Origin of the sequence: Sphingomonas sp. IBVSS2, assembly GCF_002127225.1 — a bacterium.
Lineage (GTDB): Bacteria > Pseudomonadota > Alphaproteobacteria > Sphingomonadales > Sphingomonadaceae > Sphingomonas.
The window spans coordinates 1-17,620 of sequence record NZ_NFUR01000003.1 but is presented as its reverse complement, the minus strand read 5'-3'; the positions used below and the strand labels follow the sequence as shown (position 1 = coordinate 17,620).

The following is a 17,620-nucleotide window of genomic DNA, read 5'->3' as shown; positions in this document are numbered from 1 at the left end:
GGCGATTCAAACCACAATTATACTGAATAGTCTGAGGCATTGAATAATGATTCTACCCGAGTCATGCTCATGAAACATTCCTGATGACTATATCAATAGTACGAATCGTTTCGTACATATTTCATAGGACAATTGCAGATGCGGATGCTCACTAGCCATGAGATCGAGCTTATCGCCGGAGGATGGGGCTCATCCCAAGACATATTCGGGTTCTACAAGGAAAACGGTTCCAGCGATCGCGGGAACGCTATTGTCGTTACCGCGCCTATCTCCTTGGGGCATGCATTCCCCGATTTCGGCCAAGGGAACAACTACTATCCCGGCGACCCGGCAGACCTAGCAGCGGGCGCAGGCGCAGGCGCAGGCGCAGGCGCAGCTACCCAAGATCCAAATGAGATCGTCGTAACCTCGAAGCTAACCCACAGCGAGCTCAAAGTTCTACGTCACGTAGCCGGCCAAACGACCGAGGCGATCAAGTGGGCGATCACTATTGGCGCCGGCCTGCTTGCGCCCGAACTGGCAGCAGCTGATGCGCTTATTGCTCGCGTCATAACGGACCCCCGAGTGGCCGGACTCGTCGCCGGGGTGGCGGGGAAGTCACTAACCGACGCGTATGAAAATGCAATCGAGGAGGCAGTCTTCGAATCCATCGCCAAGCAATATATCGAGAACGGCCATTCGTTCGTCAGCCATCCCTCGAAGTGGCCGACACCCGAGGAAATGCGTAACCACGACTAAACTCGTATATTGTGGGCGCGCCCATCCAAACCGCGCGCCCATTTCTACTGATTAGGGGCTCCGATGAAGTTCACGCTTCCTCTGCTTCTCATGGCAGCTCTCCCGAATGCCGAGCAATCCGCTCCGGGGACACTCCTTGCGGTCCCGGATCAACAGATCAGTGGCATACTCAACACCGCCGCCGCCGCTTCCGCGCCGGTGGCCTTGATCGTTGGCGGCATGGGAGACCTCGATCGAGACGGCAATCGAGGCCCCCATATTGGCGCGAGCACCTACAGGTTTCTGGCAGAAGCACTCGTCCGAAAGGGAGTTTCCGTAGCCCGATTCGACAAACGCCGGTTACTCGACCCCCGCCCCGGCGACCATTGCGCGAGCCAAACCTGCCCATTCTCAATGCTGGTTGACGATGCCGAGCGAGAGATCAACCTCGTTCGGGCCAAGACAGGCGCACAATGCCTATGGCTCATCGGACACAGTGAAGGCGGCCTAGTGTCTCTTTTAGTCGCCACACGGCGCAAAGATGTTTGCGGCTTGATATTATTGGCGAGCCCGGGTCGGCCCATGCTCGCCTTGCTTCGCGAGCAGATTAAGAAATCCTGGCTCGATACGCCTAGCAAGGCATTCGTCGACAGCCTGTTGACACGCAATGCCAAAGGGCAACTGGTGGATGTTGGAACAGCTCCTCCCGCCATCCGGACAGCATTCTCGCACGCACGTCAGCGCTATCTAATTGAGGAGTCCCACTCCGATCCACGCACGCTCCTCGCGGGCATCCAGCGGCCGGTGATGATTCTGCAGGGCAAGCAAGACCTCCAAGTCTTTAGCAGCGACGCCGTGGCCCTACACAAGGCAAATCGCGCATCAACATTGGTCATACTCCCCAACATCGGCCACCAATTACGATCGGTGAAGGCCGATGACAGGCTAGAAAACATAGCCGCCAGCCTCGACAGAGCAAAAGATATTCCCGACGAAATACCGAGAATAATATCATCCTACATACTTAAAAATCCCGGAATTAAACATACACAAATTCAGTAGTTTGAATATAAATTTACTACAAAAAATCTCACTTTGCGCGACCACTAACTATTACTATTATTGACACAATAATAATGCATATAAAAATATATCTTAAATCTGGAAAATGAAGATTATTTCTAGCAATATCTATTCCGACAAACATCGAAACTCCTACGACTATCATCAATATATTGATCATTAATTTTTTCACCATGACCTCCACATGCTATTACATTGATCACCGACACATAACATGTCACTCGCTGGTCGTTCATGGCGAAAGGCGCTCGAGGCTGTCGACAGAGCGCGGCGCGGCGGCTTCCTGGCCAGCTTTCCATATCTGCGATCGCGGCCACCCGAACAATGGGTGGACAATGAACCGCCCTTCGACACCGTGAGCATTGCCCATCAGCATACTCAACGGTCTGAGCGGCTGGACCGGCCTGGACTGAGTTGCAGCCCCGGCATGAAGCTTAACGAGATTCTGAATCCTCCGCTCCCTGCACTGTATCAGCCACCCCTTGACGAACAGCGGTCCTATCCGATGTACTTACGAGCCAGGCTCTTCCGAGCCATTGCCATCGGCTGCATGTTCGGCGGGACATTTGTCGGTGACCACGCCGGTTCGCAAACCCGTGTGGATGCTGCCCCCTTCATGAAGTTGAGCGCCACAACCATCGGCACCTATTCAGGGGGAGTCGAGCAGTTATGTGGTAGGGATGCGGTAGCATTCTCCCCGACCGGCCGCTTTCTGGTTTTTACCGATAGCGAGCTTCTGCCCTACTCGCTCGTGCCCAGATCACGGAGCTTTCTCACGCTGGACACCAGGTGCGTGCGCGACCATGGCCTGGCGGACCGCTGCTTTTTCTCGGGCGAAGGTTTCGATGGCGCTCGCCCCGTCTCCTGGGGTGAGCGCGATGCGACGCTGTTCGTCGTCGAGAACCGCAAGGCACTGGTCGCGCTTGATTTCGGGAACGATGGCACGACGGCACGCTTCGCCGGACGCGCCGAACTCGCGCGCGGCGCGGCAATCACGCTGACGGCATCCGGCACGACCAATTCGCGCACCGCCGATATCGAGGCGATCCGGCTGGCCAGCGCCTATTTCAGCGCCAACGCACAGGATGCACCTCGATCCCTGATACTCAAGACAGCCCTTGGGGCCGATGGGACCGCCACGGCTGTCAGCTTTGATCCGGACACGCTCGACGCTAGCGCGTTCAGTGCCCGCGGACGGCGCTCCATCCCCTTGTCGCGTGCCTTCCTGAAGCGCGCCACGCTATCCCGCACGCAATCGGGCGCAGCGGTTCTATCGGATATCGGGTGGACTGCGGCCGAAGCCCCAAAAGGATGGCGAGAAAGGCGGCCCCACCCGTTCGCGCAACCGGTGGTGAGCGCTCGGGACGATCGGCTCCTCGGCTATTTTTCTCCAACCCGGGTCACATCGGCCAACGGGCATGACCTCGCTCCCCTCGCGGCCGCTGTCTCTCGGGCACGCTCGGAGGATCCGGGCCTGGAACTCGTGGCCGCCGCAGCGGATCCTGCCGGAGACCATGTCGCGCTGCTCCGCACGGCATTCCGGAGGTTTCGGCTCACCGGCCGCATCGGCGGCCGTCCGATCGAGTATCGGTGCGATCGCGCGCAGCCTTCCCCCACGCGCCTTGCCGTTGGAACGATCGGCGCCGCCGATCGCCCCCTTGCGTTCGTGCGCATTGATCCCCCGAAGCCCCGGGGCGTTGCGGTCGTCTTCCAGGGCGGCCCATCGAACATCGCCACGGACGCGATCCGCCTCTCCGCCACCCGGAGCTATCTGACGCACGGCTGGTCCGTTATCCTTCCCAACTATAGCGGCTCCGCCGGATCCGGCGTCGATACCGCGACACGGCTACACCGCGACGGTGTCCACGCCTTTGCGCGCGACGCCGCTGCGCTCCGCCGCTATCTTGATCGAGCCTTCCCCGGTCGCCCCCTGATCGTCCATGGCGAAAGCTTCGGAGCCTTGCCGGCAATGGCGCTCGAGGCTGTAGTCGGAGCGCGACGCGGCGGCTTCCTGGCCGGCGTTCCATATCTGCGATCGCGGCCACCCGAACAATGGGTGGGCAATGATTCGCCCTTCGACACCGTGAACATTGCCTATCAGCGCCAATGGGAGGCGGCGACTATCGGCGTGACCGATGCCAACCGGAACTAGTTCAATCGAGCAATCGCGACCCTGGCCGAGCCGCGGAATTCCAGAAGACCGGCTCTGTTCATTTTCGGGAGCTGGGACAGGTCGTCCATCCCCGATGACATTCCGCTGCCGCTACGACCGAATAGCCAGCGCCGGATCATAAAGGCGACGCACAAGTTGGCGCTGCTCCACCCCATGGCCGATGAGATTCTCAAAAAATGGATCGATGAGCGCTCACAATAGAGAAGTGGATATGTATATCAGGATTCATGCATGAGCAGGGCGTTAGAAATTTCCGGCGGGATCGCAATGCTGGCGGCTGTCGTGACGATATACATCATGCCAACGCTCATTGCCGTCCGCAGAAAGCACCCGCAGCTATTGCCAATCAGCATACTCAACGGCCTGGGCGGCTGGACCGGCCTGGGCTGGGTGACGGCTCTGGCATGGAGCTTGACGAGATGCTGAATCCTCGACTCCCCGCACTGGATCAGCCACCCTTTGACGAACGGCGGCCCCTCCTGATGCACTTCCCAGGCATTATATCGGCTGCATGAGGCACGGGCGCGACTAAGCTTCCTTCCCCTGCAACGGCCGGTGCACCTTCTCGCGATCATGTCGAGGCCCCTGCCCGAGGGAGCTGATCACGATCCCAGGTCTCCGCGTCGATAGGTGATCATCGAAACCGTAAGATATTCGATGACGATGACGAGCGCCGCCAGGGCAAGGATGACGCCCACCCTGGCGAACAGATCCCAATCGGCATTCGAGATCGTTCGAAAGACCAGGAAAAGCGGTACGGCGAGCACGAACTGCCTTGCAGCGGGGATCTTTATCGAGGCTCCGCAGCCGGGGCAGGGAAATCGGGATACGCGCGCCCGGTAGCTCTCCAGGAGCGAAAGCGGGCGGCGACAGTTCGGGCAGCGAGGGCGGCGGAACACCTGCTATTTCTCCAGCTTCATGGCAGCGAGCATGCGCTCCGGATTCATCCGCTTGATCGCGTCAATGCACTCGGACAACCTCATTTGAGCGAAACTCTCCAATTGCGTCGGGCGATCGCCGCCGGCACCGCTCCGCACGTCGAAGCAAAACTGCGTGCTGAAATCCTTCCTCCCGGTCTCGCGAACCCATTGCTCCACTGCGGCATCGGTGAGAGCTGGCGCCAGAGTCTCTCCTTCGAGGGTCAGCCCAAGGCACGCCCTGCCGGCCTCAGGCTGCGGAGCGACCGTCAGCCGCCTGACGCTCCCGTAGTTGAAGCGCAACGCATATCCAAGTTGCCGCTGCACGATCAGCGCGGCGGGCCCGATCGCCGCGGCCGCCATGCCAGCGTCCGCCGATGGGCACAGGCGAACGGTGCGGACGACATATGGCGGAGACGGGCTCGTGGGCGACGCCGCGGACAGGCCGCCACGCAACAACGCATAGTTCAGGAAATGCGTCGCGCCGGCTTTGGCGACCTGCTCCGCATCGCCGGGCGACTGGCTCCCGCTGCATTGCATCCTCGCCAACTCGTCCTCCAGTCTCGCCGACGGAGCAAGCGCCATCCGCCGAGCGATGAGCGGCGGCGGCATCTGTCTTGCGGCCGCCACGCGCCGACAGAGGCCGTCGCGCACGCTCGTATCGGCCCTTGCGACCCTCCGAGGATCGGCGCGGCCGTCGGCGAGCGCCCTTGCGCTTTCTAGGATGCGCGACGCCAGGGGAGCCGCCTCCGGTGTTTCCAGGCTGCCGAGCAAGCTATTCTCGTCGAGGCTCGTGACGGCAACGCGCATTCCGCGATGTCCATCGGCGGCATAGGCCAGGAGCAGCAAATATCCCCGGTAAATCTCCGGTGTGACACGGTGCGCGGAGGTCGCGAACAACGTGATGGCGCTGCGTGCAGCGGAGTCGGCCAACACCCGGTCGGTCGCGGCGGAAATCGCCTTGCCGGCAGCGGCCAGGCGCGCGTTCCAGCAACGGCGCCCGCGCCACTCCAGCAGCATCGCCGCTGACAGGATAAGCGAAACGGGGTTGGCGACCCCCTGCAGCGGCGATCACCGCGGAACCAGGATATTTCCGGCCGGTCCAGGCTTCGTATTTTTCGTGAGGGGTAAGAGCCTGGGCTGCGTATTGGGATGGGGTTATATCCTTCATATCTCGCCGTAATATATTGAAATTATTTCATAAAATTTGTTGACCTGTATATACAAATAATGCTTGTTTCCTCCCCAGGGCCAAAATTGCCGGGGGACGCGATGAAACTCTCGACCGTACTTCTCGCCGCCACTTTCCTTTCCACCACCGCACCCGCGCGCGGACAGACGGCGGATACGCCGCCACCTGCCGGCCAGGCCGGTGCGCAGGATGAGAATGGAAACGAAATCCTGGTGACCGGCAGTCGCATCCGCCGACAGGATATTGCCGGCGTGGGGCCGGCCACGGTGGTCTCCGCCGAGCAGATCGAGAGTACCGGCATCGTCAATGTCGAGACCCTGCTCCAGCGCCTGCCTGCCAATGCGGGCTTCGCCGGCAACCAGACCTCGGCCTATTGGACCGGCAACGGCTATGGTACCGCACAGGTCAACCTGCGCGGCCTCGGCATCAAGCGCACGCTGGTGCTGCTCAACAATCGCCGCCTCGTCGCCGGTGGGACCGGCGCGAACTCCTCGCCCGATCTCAACATGATCCCCACCGTCGCCCTGGCCCGTGCCGATGTGCTCAAGGACGGCGCCTCGGCGATCTACGGCGCCGACGCGATGGCGGGCGTCGTCAATCTGGTGACCCGCACGGATTTCAATGGAATCGGCATCAGTGGCCGCAGCGGCGTCACCGGGCGCGGCGATGGCGGCGACTATACGGTCGACCTGCTCGCCGGGAAGCGCGGCAGCCGCGGCGGCATCCTGCTTGCCGCAACCTATCAGAAGACCGAACCGGTCAACATGGCGACCCGTGCGCCCTGCTCCCTGGCGGAAACCACGCCAGGGTCGCTCAGCTGCGTCAACAGCGCCTCGACCATCGGCGGCCGCGCCGCGCTGCCGAACGGCCAGCAGATCAACTTCAACCAGGTGCTCGGCGGCAACGGCAATTTCTACGAGCCCTACAGCGCCGCGAAGCACAATTTCAATTCGAACCCGTTCCTCTATGCGGTGAGCCCGATCGAGCGCATCTCGACCGCGATATTCGGCGATTACGACCTGACCGACCGAATCGAGCTGTTCGGCGAGTTCCTCTACACGCACCGCAGGTCGAACCAGATCGCGACGCCGGGGACGCTGCGCAACCTCAACATCGCGGCGACCAATCCGACGAACCCGACCGGCCAGAACCTCGTGCTGATCCAGCGGCGCCTCGCCGAGCCCGGGCCCCGCGAATTCTATCAGCGGACCGATACCTGGCAGGGCACGCTGGGCCTGCGCGGCAAGCTCGCCAACGACTGGGCCTGGGAAATTTCCGGCGCCTATGGCCGCAACACCGGTGTCGAGGGTTCGACCAACGTCGCCAATCTCGACCATGTCCGCAACTCGCTCGACACTGCCAAATGCAGCTTCGCAGCCGGCGCCGCCATTCCCTGCGCCGACTATCTCGGCTTTGGCGACCTGACGCCGAAGGTGCTCGACTATATCCTGTTCACCTCGCGCGACACCGGCGGCAACTCGCTCCTGTCGCTGACCGGCGACCTCAACGGTTCGCTGTTCCGCCTGCCGGCGGGCGCGGTCTCCTTCGCGACGGGCGTTTCCTATCGCGAGGAGAAGGGCTGGCGAAATCCCGATCCGCTCACCGTCGCCGGCGTCGCCAACACCAACCAGCAATCGCCCATCTCGGGCCGGGTCCGCGCCAAGGAAGCCTATCTCGAGCTGTCGGTCCCCGTCCTCGCCAACATACCCTTGTTCCGCGCGCTGACCCTTGACGGCGCCGTCCGCTATTCGAGCTACGACCTGTTCGGCGACGACTGGAACTACAAGCTCAGCGCCGACTGGATGATCATCGACGGCGTGCGCCTGCGCGGCACCTATGGCACCGGCTTCCGCGTCCCCAACGTCCCCGAACTGTTCGGCGGCGTCTCCGAAGGCAATCTCACCACCACCGATCCGTGCAGCCGCTATTCGAGCAGCAGCAACACGACCCTGGTCGCCAATTGCCGCGCCTCGGGCGTGCCGGCCGGCTATGTCCAGCTCGGCACCACCATCCTGACCACGGTCGGCGGCAACCAGAACCTCAAGCCCGAGACCTCGAAGAGCTGGACCATCGGCACCGTGCTCCAGCCCAAGGGGATCGTGCCCGGGCTGTCGCTCACCGCCGACTGGTTCGACATCGACATCGCCGGCGCGATCCGCGCCATTCCCGGCTCGACCAAGCTCGCGGTCTGTTATGCCAGCGCCAATTTGTCGCATCCCTTTTGCCGCGACTTCACCCGCAGCGCGCTGACCGGCGAAGTCACCTATCTCTCCGCCCAGCCGATCAACACCGGCCGCGAGCGGATGAGCGGGCTGGATCTCGGGCTCGTCTATGCGCGCAAGCTCAACCGGCTCGAGCTGCAGGTCGATCTCAACGCCACCTATCTGAACCGCTATGTCGTCGAGCCCTTCCCGGGCGGCGCGCCGATCGTCTTCGACGGCCGTATCGGCGGCGGCAATGGCGGCTATCCGAAATGGCGCGGCTATGGCGTGGCAACCGCCCGGCAGGACGGCGTGGCCCTCACCTGGTCGACGCAGTGGATCGGCAAGGCGCAGGACTTCAACGCGGCGCCGACCGCGATCGGCTATCGCACGCCGGACATCTTCTACCACAATGCCCAGCTCGCCTTCGAAATCGACGCGAAGACCCGCTTCCAGCTGGGCGTCGACAATCTGTTCGACACCAGGGCGCCCTATATCGCCAGCTTCACCGACGGAAACACCGACACGATGACGTACGACCTGCTCGGGCGCCGTTTCTATGTCGGCTTCCGCACGGCGTTCTGAAGCGATGCGCGCGATCCGATGGCCGCAACTGGTGCGGCGGACACATAAATGGCTGGCGCTGCTGATCGGGGTCCAGGTCGTCTTCTGGACGGTAACGGGCTTCTACATGGTGGTCGTCCATATCGACACCATCCATGGCGATCATCTCGTCCGCCCCGCGCCGGCGCCCGCCGTCGCGCTTGCCGGGCTGTCCCCACCGGGAGCAGCCGCCGCCGCGGTACCCGGAGCAAGCGAGGTGCGGCTGATCTCCCGCCTCGGCCGCCCGGCCTGGCGGGTGCAGGGCACAGCGGGTGTGGCGGTGTTCGACGCGCGGTCCGGCACGCGCCTGGGCGAACTGAGCGAGGGCGAGGTCCGCGCCGCCGCGAAGGCACGCTTCGCCGGCGATGCGGAGATCGTCCGCGCGACGCGCCTCACGGTGCCGGTCCAGGAAATGGGCAAGCGCGCTCCGCCCTATTGGCAGGTCGAGTTCGCCGGCTGGAACCGCCCTACCCTCTATATCGCGCCCCAGACCGGCGAACTGCTCGCCCGGCGGCACCTGTTGTGGCGAGTCTTCGACTTCGCCTGGATGATGCACATCATGGACTATCGCGACCGCACGGACGTCAACAACCCGCTGCTGCGCGTCGCCACCTGGACCGCGCTCGCCATGGCGCTGACCGGCGCCTGGCTGCTGGTCTGGGCCTTTCCCCGCCGCAAGAAGCGAAAGTCGATCTGATGCGCCTGCGCCTTTCCCAATTGCTGTTCCGCCGTATCCACAAATGGGTCGGCCTGGTGCTCGGCATCCAGTTCATTCTCTGGGCGCTCAGCGGCTCGATGATGGCGTTGCTCGACGCGGACGCCGTCGGCGGCCATGACGGCCCGGCGGCACATGTCATGCCCGTCGCGACCAGGGGGCTGATCGCCCCCACTCGAATCGCCGGGGCGCAAGCGGTCAGCGGCATGGCACTGCGCGACCTGGCCGGTACGCCCGTCTACGAGCTGACCACGGGCTCGGGCGTCCAGCTCGTCGATGCCTGGTCGGGTGCGCCGGTGCATATCGACGCCCCCCGTGCCGCAGCGATCGCGAGCAACGGCGCCACCGCGCCGGTCCTGCGCACCACGCTGCTCCACCGGCCGAATCTGGAAGCGCGCGAGCATGCCGCGCCGATGTGGCGTGTCGACCTTGGCGACGCGGAGCATTCCAGCGTCTATGTCTCGGCGACGACCGGCCGGCACCTCGTCACGCGTGGCGACACCTGGCGCACCTGGGACTTCTTCTGGATGCTCCACAACATGGACTATGTCAGCCGGACCAGCTTCAATCACCCGCTGATCATTCTCGCCGCCTTCGGCGTGCTCTGGCTGTCGGGCACCGGCTTCTATCTGCTGTTCAAGAGCTTCCGGAAATCCGACTTCCGCTGGCTGCGCCGCCGCAAGCCCGCCGCGCGCTGACCCCGTTCAGTCGAGCTTGACCTCGAAGGTGGCGGTCAGCGCGTAGCGGCTCGCCGGATGCGTGAGCATCGCATGCGAAACCAGCCGCGTCCCGCTCCAGGTCCGGCGGTGCATCACGAGCACGGGATCATCCGCCTGCATTCCGAGCAGCGCACGCACCCGGGGATCGGGCATCTCGGCGGTCACCCGATGCTCCACCCGGGCGATCGGCGCGACTCGGGTCAGATATTCGTTGGGTGTCTGCAGGCGGAAATCCATATCGCCATAGCCAGGCACCACGGACGCCAGCACCAGCCGATCCTCGAGCTGCAGCGGGAAATCGGCCTCGTGATGGACGATCAGGCTGTGGAACAGCCGCGTTCCTACCCGAACGTCGAGCAGCGCCGCATGCTCGGCATCGGCCTTGATCGACTCGTTACGCAGCACGCGCGCCCTGTAGCTATGCCCGCGTGCACGCACCTCATCGGCGATGTTGCGAATCTCGATCATGTGGCCGATCGGCTTGGGATCGGCAACGAAGGTGCCCGCACCGGCGCGGCGCGTCAGGAACCCCGCGCCGGTCAGTTCGCGCAGCGCACGGTTCGCCGTCATCCGCGACACGCCGAACTGCTCGACGATCTCTGCTTCGGAGGCCACCCGGTCGCCCGGTTTCAGCTTGCCGGAGCGGACCAATCCCATGATCGACCGCTTGATTTCGCGGTAACGGGGCTCCGGCCCATCGCTTGCCGGGGCTTCCTCGATTTCATGGGAATCCCGGGGGAGTGCTTGGGCGTGATCCATCGAAGCTGTATATAGCGCCTGCAGCGGGGCTGCCATGGCGCCTTCCCGAAATGGTGGCTTCTCGCGCTGGATGGCCCGGGCATCGGCGCATCCTGGAGTCTGCCGTATGCCTTTGTGGCGAAGCTATTGCCAGCATTCGCTTCACCGAACTCCGCCGTGGAGAATCGCCCTGGCAAACCAGAAGACACGATTTTCGTGGCAGCACTCTCTACGGCGCCTACGAGGCGCTGCCTTTATCTGGCTTTCACGATCGTCTCACATAAAATCGCTCTGCCGTATCATCATCGACAAAGACGTCCATCCCGTCCTCGGTGCCCACGAACTTGAGCGATTCCGGAACGTTATTTCCAGGTACATAGCGCCCCTGCGCCGTGAGCGATCTTTCATAAACCCATCCGGCCGGAGCAACGATCTGATCAATGACGGATGGAACAAGCTGGCAGACGGTTACCGTTTGCCCCGCCTGATTATTCCATTCGGCCGCGCCCACACTGACCCAGCTACATTGCCCCAAGGCACCAGAGTTCTGATCAATAACGACGATATCAACTGACCTATCTTCATAATTATGTCGAAGGCCATTTTTCTCAAGTGAGCCAACATATTCCTTGGCATCAGCGGGCGTCATGAACGACACGGCTGCCAGCTCGCCATCGGCGCACAACGTGCCATTAGGAACGTCCCGCACGAAGGCAGACTGACCACCTCGATACGATTCGAGTATCGCTTTACAGCGAACCACGATGGAGATTCCTTCGATCAAAACAGCCATATTATTTCATTCTCTCATTCCATATGGAGTCGTAATTCTTGCGCCATGCCACAAAGTCCGCACTAGACGCTTCACCGCCTAGAACTTGTTCGTAGTGAACGCGGAGCGCCATATTAAATGGCCCTTGATGAAAATAAAAATCTTCATCGCATTCCGGATGCTTTGTGTAAAAACTCGCAAGAATTTCGGATGCGCGGGCCGGAGAATGAGAAAATATACCGACCAACTCCTCTCTAATATCATCATAGAGTCGGTTGACATATTCATCATCACTGAGCGGGGGTGTCATCATTATCGCACCATGTACCTATCAAAAATAGTCACCGCGTTAGGGCTATGTATGCTGGTCTGAGGGACCCTGTTTGGCCACGCAACCGGACCGCTGCTTCCCATACGTCGGAAAAGCGGACCGGTCACCATATCCGGATTAGGCATCCATTCCGATGGCGGCAAATAGGGAACGTCGAGCTTACGATTGAACGCGACAAAATCCCCCCACTCCGGCCCAGCAGAGCCGAAATGGATGCTATCCAGTTTCCCCAGCTCGGCGTTTGGCACTCGGAATTCGACGACCTCCAGGGACCTACCGCCGGCAGCCTGACCGCCCGACAACAACGCCTCGTTTCGCGACGTTGTCATGTAGAAACCCTGTCCGAAATCCGTACCCGTTCGGCCTGCCGACAGATCGATACCGTTGGATCGTATCAGCGCCGCGTTCTCAGAAGTCGTCCCGTGGAAGAACGTAGTGTATCCCCCCCTTTCTGCGGCAACAGCGCGCCCCGCGAAGGGTTTATCTACCGATCAAGCAGCTAAGAGCGCCATCGCTTCATCCAGCGAGGAAGGCTGATCCGAGCGGCACAGCGCTACAATCAGCGCGCGAGCAAGCGAGCTAAACATAATCGGCGCCGAGCCGATCTCACCATGCGCCATGCAAGTAATATTAAGAACGCCACTTGGCCGCGCGCCGATGTTCACCTGCTCCACGCCGGCGCAGATCGCGCCAGTATATTCCGGCAGACCGCCGATCGTCACCACATCCAATGAACCGGCAAGAGCATCTCCATACAGGCGCTCCGCGAAGGGAGTGTCGATCGGAACGACGACCTCTAATTCGTGTCCATCTGTCGCCTGATACTCCCCGCCCAGCAGGCCATAATGGAATGAAGGTCCGAAAGGCCGAAAAACTTCGATCGCAACGCGCCGCCGTCGAGCAATGGCGGGACCTCCCTCGAATACATGCGCCTCGCGCATCGCTTCATTAGATAGAAGTGCGTCACCAGGTAGATCGTCAAGCCAGACCCTGGCCCGCCTGCCAAGGTTATTACTGAACTCAAGGCGCGGCATCACTTGATCCCCCAGAATTTAGACCAGTTCGAGTTGAAGTGGTCCGGCATCGCTCGAATTACGTCCTGATGATACACGCTGTAGGGCGAGACACCATATTTTTCCAATGCCGCCGCATGGGCAACATCATACGATAAACCCCGTCCCATCATCGTCGCCTCGGCCGCTTCATGAGTATAGAATATGGCGTCCGCGCCGGTCACTCGCTGCCCGGACGCCATCGCGCCTTCCAGCCTCTCCAACATCGCCGTATTCACCGGAACATCGCCGAATTGCGCGAGGTGACCCCGCACAAGGTCCAACCCCTTGGGTGTCACGGTTAGCTCACGCTCCGCGAAAATTCCCAATCCGCCTTCGAGCCTGGTGGCAGGATTAAAAGCACCTGTTGCCGTCTCTGCGGCAGCACCCACGCGAACGCCACGCAAGACCCTGCCGGCACCCTTTGTCAGTAGAATCTCACCCGCGGTTTCGGCAAAGAGCGCAGTCCCACGCCCGAGCGAAGCCTTGTTGCCAGTGAGGCCGGCGTCGATGACATAAGCCGTGCCTAGGACCGGCGCCCTCACTATCCCCTTCGCCATGGCGATGACCCTTTGACCGTTTCGGGCCATCGCGTCCGTCTGCCCGCCGGTCAGCATTCCAAGGGACGTATTTCCGATAAGGATGTCACGACCCCAGTCGATCATGCCATTCGCGATGATCCTTAGTCCCTCACGGCTGAACAGGGCTCCGTAGTCATCGCGAATCTGTCCGACAAATCCGCCAACGAAGGTCCGATCCGGCAGAGGAGCGCTCGCCGCGGCTGCATAGACATGCGGGATATTTCGGCCGAAGCGGATGAATATTCCACTATCGCCCAATTCTCCCGCGAAATCCGGACCTACCTTGTACTCAGCACCATCAAGTGTCGCCGAGTAACTTACCGCGCCCTTTCCATCGCCCGCCCAGCCAAAGCGCAGATTTTCGCCCGAGGCCCCATAGAAATCAATATTATAGCCGCCAGGAAGATAGCTTCCGCCACGAGCCCGCTGATATTGATCAATCACAGTATTAAGGAATGCGTGTCCTTGGGATACGACGGGGACGTCGATATAGCCGCTATAGCTGCCATCTGCCGAGGTATGGGCTACGCCGTGAAGGGAAGTGATGTTGCCCGCTCCATCACGCAGGTAGCTGCCGCTCGGCGCGGTGAGGCCCTCCATCGCGCCTGCCGCGATGTCGCCTAAGGCTGCGCCAGCGGACAAGACACCTGTGGCAGCCGCCATCACTGCAGTCACACTATTTTCCACAGCCTGATACGAGCTACGCTGGACGACATCCGCCGCGACGGCACCGATCACGCGCGCGATGACGCCGGGCAGCGTGGCGAGAATGTTATCGCCAAAGCTGGTGCCGGTTAGGACGGAGCGGGTGGCGGCGCTGGCCAGCGCGTCGGCGCCGATGCCGCGGATCTCACGGCCCAGCCCGGCGCCCCCGAACTGCGCGCCCGCCACGGCGCCCATGCCCGCCGCGGCGATGCCCGCGAAGTCGAACTTCGATTGCAGCCCCGTCGCCAGGGCGATGCCTTGGCTCAGCGTCTCGGAGAGCACGCCGTTGATCGCGGCGCTTCCGAGCTTGTCGCCGATATTGATGAAGCCCTTCGCGCCGGCAGCCCCGCCGACGCCGCCGGATATCCCCGCCAGCGCCACGCTCTTCCAGCTGAACTTGTCCTGGATGCCGGTCGCCAGCCCGAAAATTTGGCTCCCGGCGCTCGCTGCGGCGCCCACCGTCGCACCCGTAGCAATGCCTGCTGCGATTGCGCTCGTTGCACCAGCCGCCGTGCTGGCGGTCACACCGAACAACCCATTGAAGAAGTTAGAAACCGGCGCCTTGATCAGCAATGTGATCGCCACCGCCACCACGGCGATGAGGATCGCCCCCAGCACCCCGCAGCCCTGCTTGGCCCTGGGCTGTGCCTGCGGGGTCGGGGTGGTGGGGCTGGTGTCGCCCAGGGTGGCGGCGGGGTCGTAGGGCTGGAAAGTCGACGCGTTGTACGTCGAGCGCGCCACGCCGGTGGGGATCGTCAGCCGCTGGCCGGCGACCAGCGCCGAACCCGAAGACAGGCCGTTCGCCTCGGCAATGCGGAACCACAGGCTCGAATCGCCCCATAGCGCCGCGGCGATCGAGGCCAGCGTCTCCCCGCCCTGCACCGTGTAGCTGCCGCCCGCCCCGCCCTGCTTGTAGCTGGTGATCGGATTGTAGAACTGGTCGAAATCCGCATGGGGCTGCGCATAGCTGGAGCCGCCCCGGAACCCGCCGGTGCCGGTGGTGAGCTGCCGGCTCGCCACCGAAGCCTGATAGTCGGTATCGAGCGTGCCGTTGTTGCCGACATAGCCCATCTGTTTGCCGCCGAAACGATACCAGACCTCTTGCGGGCCGATGCCCGTTTCCTCGCGGCGGATGACCTGGCCGCTCGTGTCATTGGTGTAGGTGATCGTGCGCGGCCGGCCGTCCGCGATCCCCGCGCTGACGAGCTGGCCGAAGCCGTTGTAATTATAGGTCGTGGTGCCGGTGGTCGTGCCGGCCACCGTCGAGCTCAGCAGCGTGGCGCCGTCATACCAGCCGTAATTGTTGGTCACCGACGTGGTCGAGAAGGCAACGTTGGTGCGCCAGACATTGGTCTGGCTGCTGACCACCGCGCCCAGATAATAGTTCGAGGCACCGTCATAATAGGTGTTCGTGGTCTGGGTGGTCTGCGCGATGCCGCCCTGGCGCTGGTGCACCTCCTCGAACGTCACCTGGCCCTTGGTGTTGTATTGCACCAACCGGTCGTAGATCGCCGTGTTCAGCGCATTCGGATCATAATCCGGATCGCTGCCCCAGTCGATCTGCCGGGTCAGCCGCCCCTGGAGATCGTACCAATAGGTCGCCCGGCGCGATGCCGCCCCCGGCGCGGTGACGGTGATCGTGCCGTCGCCATTGTCGCTGGCGCCGCTCGCCGCGACGAACACATTGTAGAGCGTGCCGTCGCCCCAATAGCTATAGCTCTCCCGGCTCTCCGCTTCGAACTCGACATTCTGCTGGATCGTCTGGTAGCCGCCCCAGCCGCCATGCATGCCCGGGTCATAGACCTCGTACTGGACGGTGATCGCCGAGGTGATCTGGGTCACCGTCTGGGTCCGCTGGCCGGCGGCATCGTAATAGATGTCGACGCCCTGGCCGCCGCGCACGATCGTGCCGCCGGACTGGATGCCCTTCGCCGTCACCACGCGGTTCATCGCGTCGTAGCGATACCAATAATCCTGCGTCCCGGCCGCGCCCGGCGCGCCATATTGGTCGAGCGTCTGGAAACTCGCGACACTGCGCCGGATGTTGGAATTCGCGTCATAGGCATAGCTGGTCGAGGCCGCCGGCATCTTCGCGGTGGCCAGCGCCGACCAATAGGTCAGCCGGCCGAGCGCGTCATAGCTGGCCGACTGGCTCGAGATTGTCGCTACCCCGGTCTGGTACTGCCAGGAGGGCACCCAGTAGGAATATCGATCGTCGTCGACCCAGAAGCCCTCGTCGACCCATTCGCCCCAGCTGCGCGTGAGGACCTCCTGGGTCTGGTTGCCGAGGAGATCATAGGCGTAGCCGGTGCGATCCAGCTTGAAGTTCGCCTGTGCGGCGGAGCGGTCGACACCGATCGCCACCTCGCCGATCTTGCCGTTGTTGAGCCAGCTATAGGTCGCGACTTCGCTGCCCGACACGCGCTGCGTCATCCGCCCGGCGCGATCATAGCTGATCGACGTCTCGTGCGCGCCCAGGTCGCGCGCCCAGACCGCCCGCCCGAACAGATCGGTGCGCTGCCGGGTATCGCGCCCATTGGAATAGGTGGTGGTCGCCAGCCAGCCGGTGGGACCGCCCTGCGCACCATCCTGCCACGCATAGCTGGTCGTGGTGTATTCGTTGCCGAACGCGACCTGCAGGGTGATGCGGCCGAGCGCGTCATATTGCGTCCGTTCGCGATCGGCATAGGTATAGCCGGTCATGTTGTTCCAGCGGCCGATGCGCTGGCCCAGCACGTCATAGGCATATTCTTCGACGAGCTGGCCGGCCCAGGTCCCCGGCCGCGTCACCTGGGTGAGGCGGCCGAGCTTGTCATAGGCCATGGCGGTATAGCGGCTGAGCTCGTCCCATGCGCCCGTGCGGTCGCCGAACACGTCATAGCTGTTGTTGACGATGCCGCCGTCCGGATGCCATTCGCGCAGCACCAGCGCTTCGCTATCGCCATAGCCGGTGCCCGCCAGCAGCTGGCGCGTGGTCTTCACCCCCGAGCCCGTCTCCACGCTGTTGGCGTCCTGCGTCCCGATCAGCCGGCCCGATATGTCGTAGAACATCCGCTCCGTCGGGCGGACATTGGACCGGATCTCGCCATTCTCCATCGTCGCCGAGACGCCCGGCCGCTGG

Annotated in this window: 15 protein-coding genes; 7 read left to right on the top strand and 8 right to left on the bottom strand. The window is 62.5% G+C overall.

The window, feature by feature from the left end:
* Nucleotides 1-138 precede the first annotated feature (138 nt).
* From CAP40_RS10230 to CAP40_RS20915, 4 genes are all read left to right on the top strand, one after another.
* Nucleotides 139-738: a hypothetical protein gene (locus tag CAP40_RS10230; protein ID WP_086129441.1), complete on the top strand. Its 600-nt coding sequence runs from the start codon at nt 139-141 to the stop codon at nt 736-738.
* 63 nt (nt 739-801) lie between these two features.
* Nucleotides 802-1,779, top strand: coding sequence for an alpha/beta hydrolase (locus tag CAP40_RS10225; RefSeq protein WP_086129440.1), 978 nt, complete (start codon nt 802-804; stop codon nt 1,777-1,779).
* Between the two features lie 448 nt (nt 1,780-2,227).
* Nucleotides 2,228-3,952 (top strand): hypothetical protein, encoded by a 1,725-nt coding sequence (locus tag CAP40_RS10220; protein WP_144034319.1) that lies wholly within the window; start codon nt 2,228-2,230, stop codon nt 3,950-3,952.
* Nucleotides 3,953-4,204: 252 nt separating this feature from the next.
* The gene (locus tag CAP40_RS20915; RefSeq protein WP_218822138.1) at nt 4,205-4,399 is read left to right on the top strand and encodes a superinfection immunity protein; all 195 of its coding nucleotides are present in this window, start codon (nt 4,205-4,207) and stop codon (nt 4,397-4,399) included.
* A gap of 176 nt (nt 4,400-4,575) precedes the next feature.
* Here the strand turns inward: CAP40_RS20915 and CAP40_RS20455 are convergent, their stop codons facing one another.
* Nucleotides 4,576-4,740, bottom strand: a complete 165-nt coding sequence (locus CAP40_RS20455) for a hypothetical protein (protein WP_179188076.1) — start codon at nt 4,738-4,740, stop codon at nt 4,576-4,578.
* A gap of 135 nt (nt 4,741-4,875) precedes the next feature.
* Nucleotides 4,876-5,910, bottom strand: coding sequence for a hypothetical protein (locus CAP40_RS10205; protein ID WP_086129437.1), 1,035 nt, complete (start codon nt 5,908-5,910; stop codon nt 4,876-4,878).
* A gap of 252 nt (nt 5,911-6,162) precedes the next feature.
* Between CAP40_RS10205 and CAP40_RS10200 the strand changes: the two genes are divergently transcribed.
* From CAP40_RS10200 to CAP40_RS10190, 3 genes are read left to right on the top strand one after another with little or no spacing between them, the layout of a single operon-like run.
* Nucleotides 6,163-8,868: a TonB-dependent receptor domain-containing protein gene (locus CAP40_RS10200; RefSeq protein WP_086129436.1), complete on the top strand. Its 2,706-nt coding sequence runs from the start codon at nt 6,163-6,165 to the stop codon at nt 8,866-8,868.
* A 4-nt stretch (nt 8,869-8,872) separates the two neighbouring features.
* On the top strand, nt 8,873-9,583 hold the full coding sequence (locus CAP40_RS10195; protein WP_086129435.1) for a PepSY domain-containing protein: 711 nt from the start codon (nt 8,873-8,875) through the stop codon (nt 9,581-9,583).
* The gene (locus CAP40_RS10190) at nt 9,580-10,299 is read left to right on the top strand and encodes a PepSY domain-containing protein (protein WP_086130044.1); all 720 of its coding nucleotides are present in this window, start codon (nt 9,580-9,582) and stop codon (nt 10,297-10,299) included. Before CAP40_RS10195 ends, CAP40_RS10190 begins: the two co-directional genes overlap by 4 nt.
* A gap of 6 nt (nt 10,300-10,305) precedes the next feature.
* Here CAP40_RS10190 and hutC read toward each other — a convergent pair whose 3' ends face one another.
* The 6 genes from hutC to CAP40_RS10165 all read right to left on the bottom strand — a co-directional run.
* Nucleotides 10,306-11,115, bottom strand: coding sequence for a histidine utilization repressor (gene hutC / locus CAP40_RS10185; RefSeq protein WP_256924134.1), 810 nt, complete (start codon nt 11,113-11,115; stop codon nt 10,306-10,308).
* Between the two features lie 208 nt (nt 11,116-11,323).
* The gene (locus tag CAP40_RS20170; protein ID WP_144034318.1) at nt 11,324-11,851 is read right to left on the bottom strand and encodes a hypothetical protein; all 528 of its coding nucleotides are present in this window, start codon (nt 11,849-11,851) and stop codon (nt 11,324-11,326) included.
* Between the two features lies 1 nt (nt 11,852).
* A complete protein-coding gene (locus tag CAP40_RS10180) occupies nt 11,853-12,143 on the bottom strand; it encodes a hypothetical protein (protein WP_144034317.1) in 291 nt (96 codons plus the stop codon).
* Nucleotides 12,143-12,535: a DUF3990 domain-containing protein gene (locus CAP40_RS20910; protein ID WP_373384945.1), complete on the bottom strand. Its 393-nt coding sequence runs from the start codon at nt 12,533-12,535 to the stop codon at nt 12,143-12,145. The genes CAP40_RS10180 and CAP40_RS20910 overlap by 1 nt, the downstream gene beginning before the upstream one ends.
* A gap of 117 nt (nt 12,536-12,652) precedes the next feature.
* The gene (locus CAP40_RS20165) at nt 12,653-13,195 is read right to left on the bottom strand and encodes a hypothetical protein (RefSeq protein WP_144034316.1); all 543 of its coding nucleotides are present in this window, start codon (nt 13,193-13,195) and stop codon (nt 12,653-12,655) included.
* The coding region (locus tag CAP40_RS10165) for a LysM peptidoglycan-binding domain-containing protein (RefSeq protein WP_144034315.1) at nt 13,195-17,620 on the bottom strand (4,426 nt) is incomplete at its 5' end. The genes CAP40_RS10165 and CAP40_RS20165, both read right to left, overlap by 1 nt.

Bases quoted from the DNA above. Each gene is read 5' to 3' on its own strand.
- CAP40_RS10230 (WP_086129441.1), top strand. From the start codon at position 139: ATGCGGATGCTCACTAGCCATGAGATCGAGCTTATCGCCGGAGGATGG.
- CAP40_RS10225 (WP_086129440.1), top strand. From the start codon at position 802: ATGAAGTTCACGCTTCCTCTGCTTCTCATGGCAGCTCTCCCGAATGCC.
- CAP40_RS10220 (WP_144034319.1), top strand. From the start codon at position 2,228: ATGAAGCTTAACGAGATTCTGAATCCTCCGCTCCCTGCACTGTATCAG.
- CAP40_RS20915 (WP_218822138.1), top strand. From the start codon at position 4,205: ATGAGCAGGGCGTTAGAAATTTCCGGCGGGATCGCAATGCTGGCGGCT.
- CAP40_RS10205 (WP_086129437.1), bottom strand. From the start codon at position 5,910: ATGCTGCTGGAGTGGCGCGGGCGCCGTTGCTGGAACGCGCGCCTGGCC.
- CAP40_RS10200 (WP_086129436.1), top strand. From the start codon at position 6,163: ATGAAACTCTCGACCGTACTTCTCGCCGCCACTTTCCTTTCCACCACC.
- CAP40_RS10195 (WP_086129435.1), top strand. From the start codon at position 8,873: ATGCGCGCGATCCGATGGCCGCAACTGGTGCGGCGGACACATAAATGG.
- hutC (WP_256924134.1), bottom strand. From the start codon at position 11,115: ATGGCAGCCCCGCTGCAGGCGCTATATACAGCTTCGATGGATCACGCC.
- CAP40_RS20170 (WP_144034318.1), bottom strand. From the start codon at position 11,851: ATGGCTGTTTTGATCGAAGGAATCTCCATCGTGGTTCGCTGTAAAGCG.
- CAP40_RS10180 (WP_144034317.1), bottom strand. From the start codon at position 12,143: ATGATGACACCCCCGCTCAGTGATGATGAATATGTCAACCGACTCTAT.
- CAP40_RS20165 (WP_144034316.1), bottom strand. From the start codon at position 13,195: ATGCCGCGCCTTGAGTTCAGTAATAACCTTGGCAGGCGGGCCAGGGTC.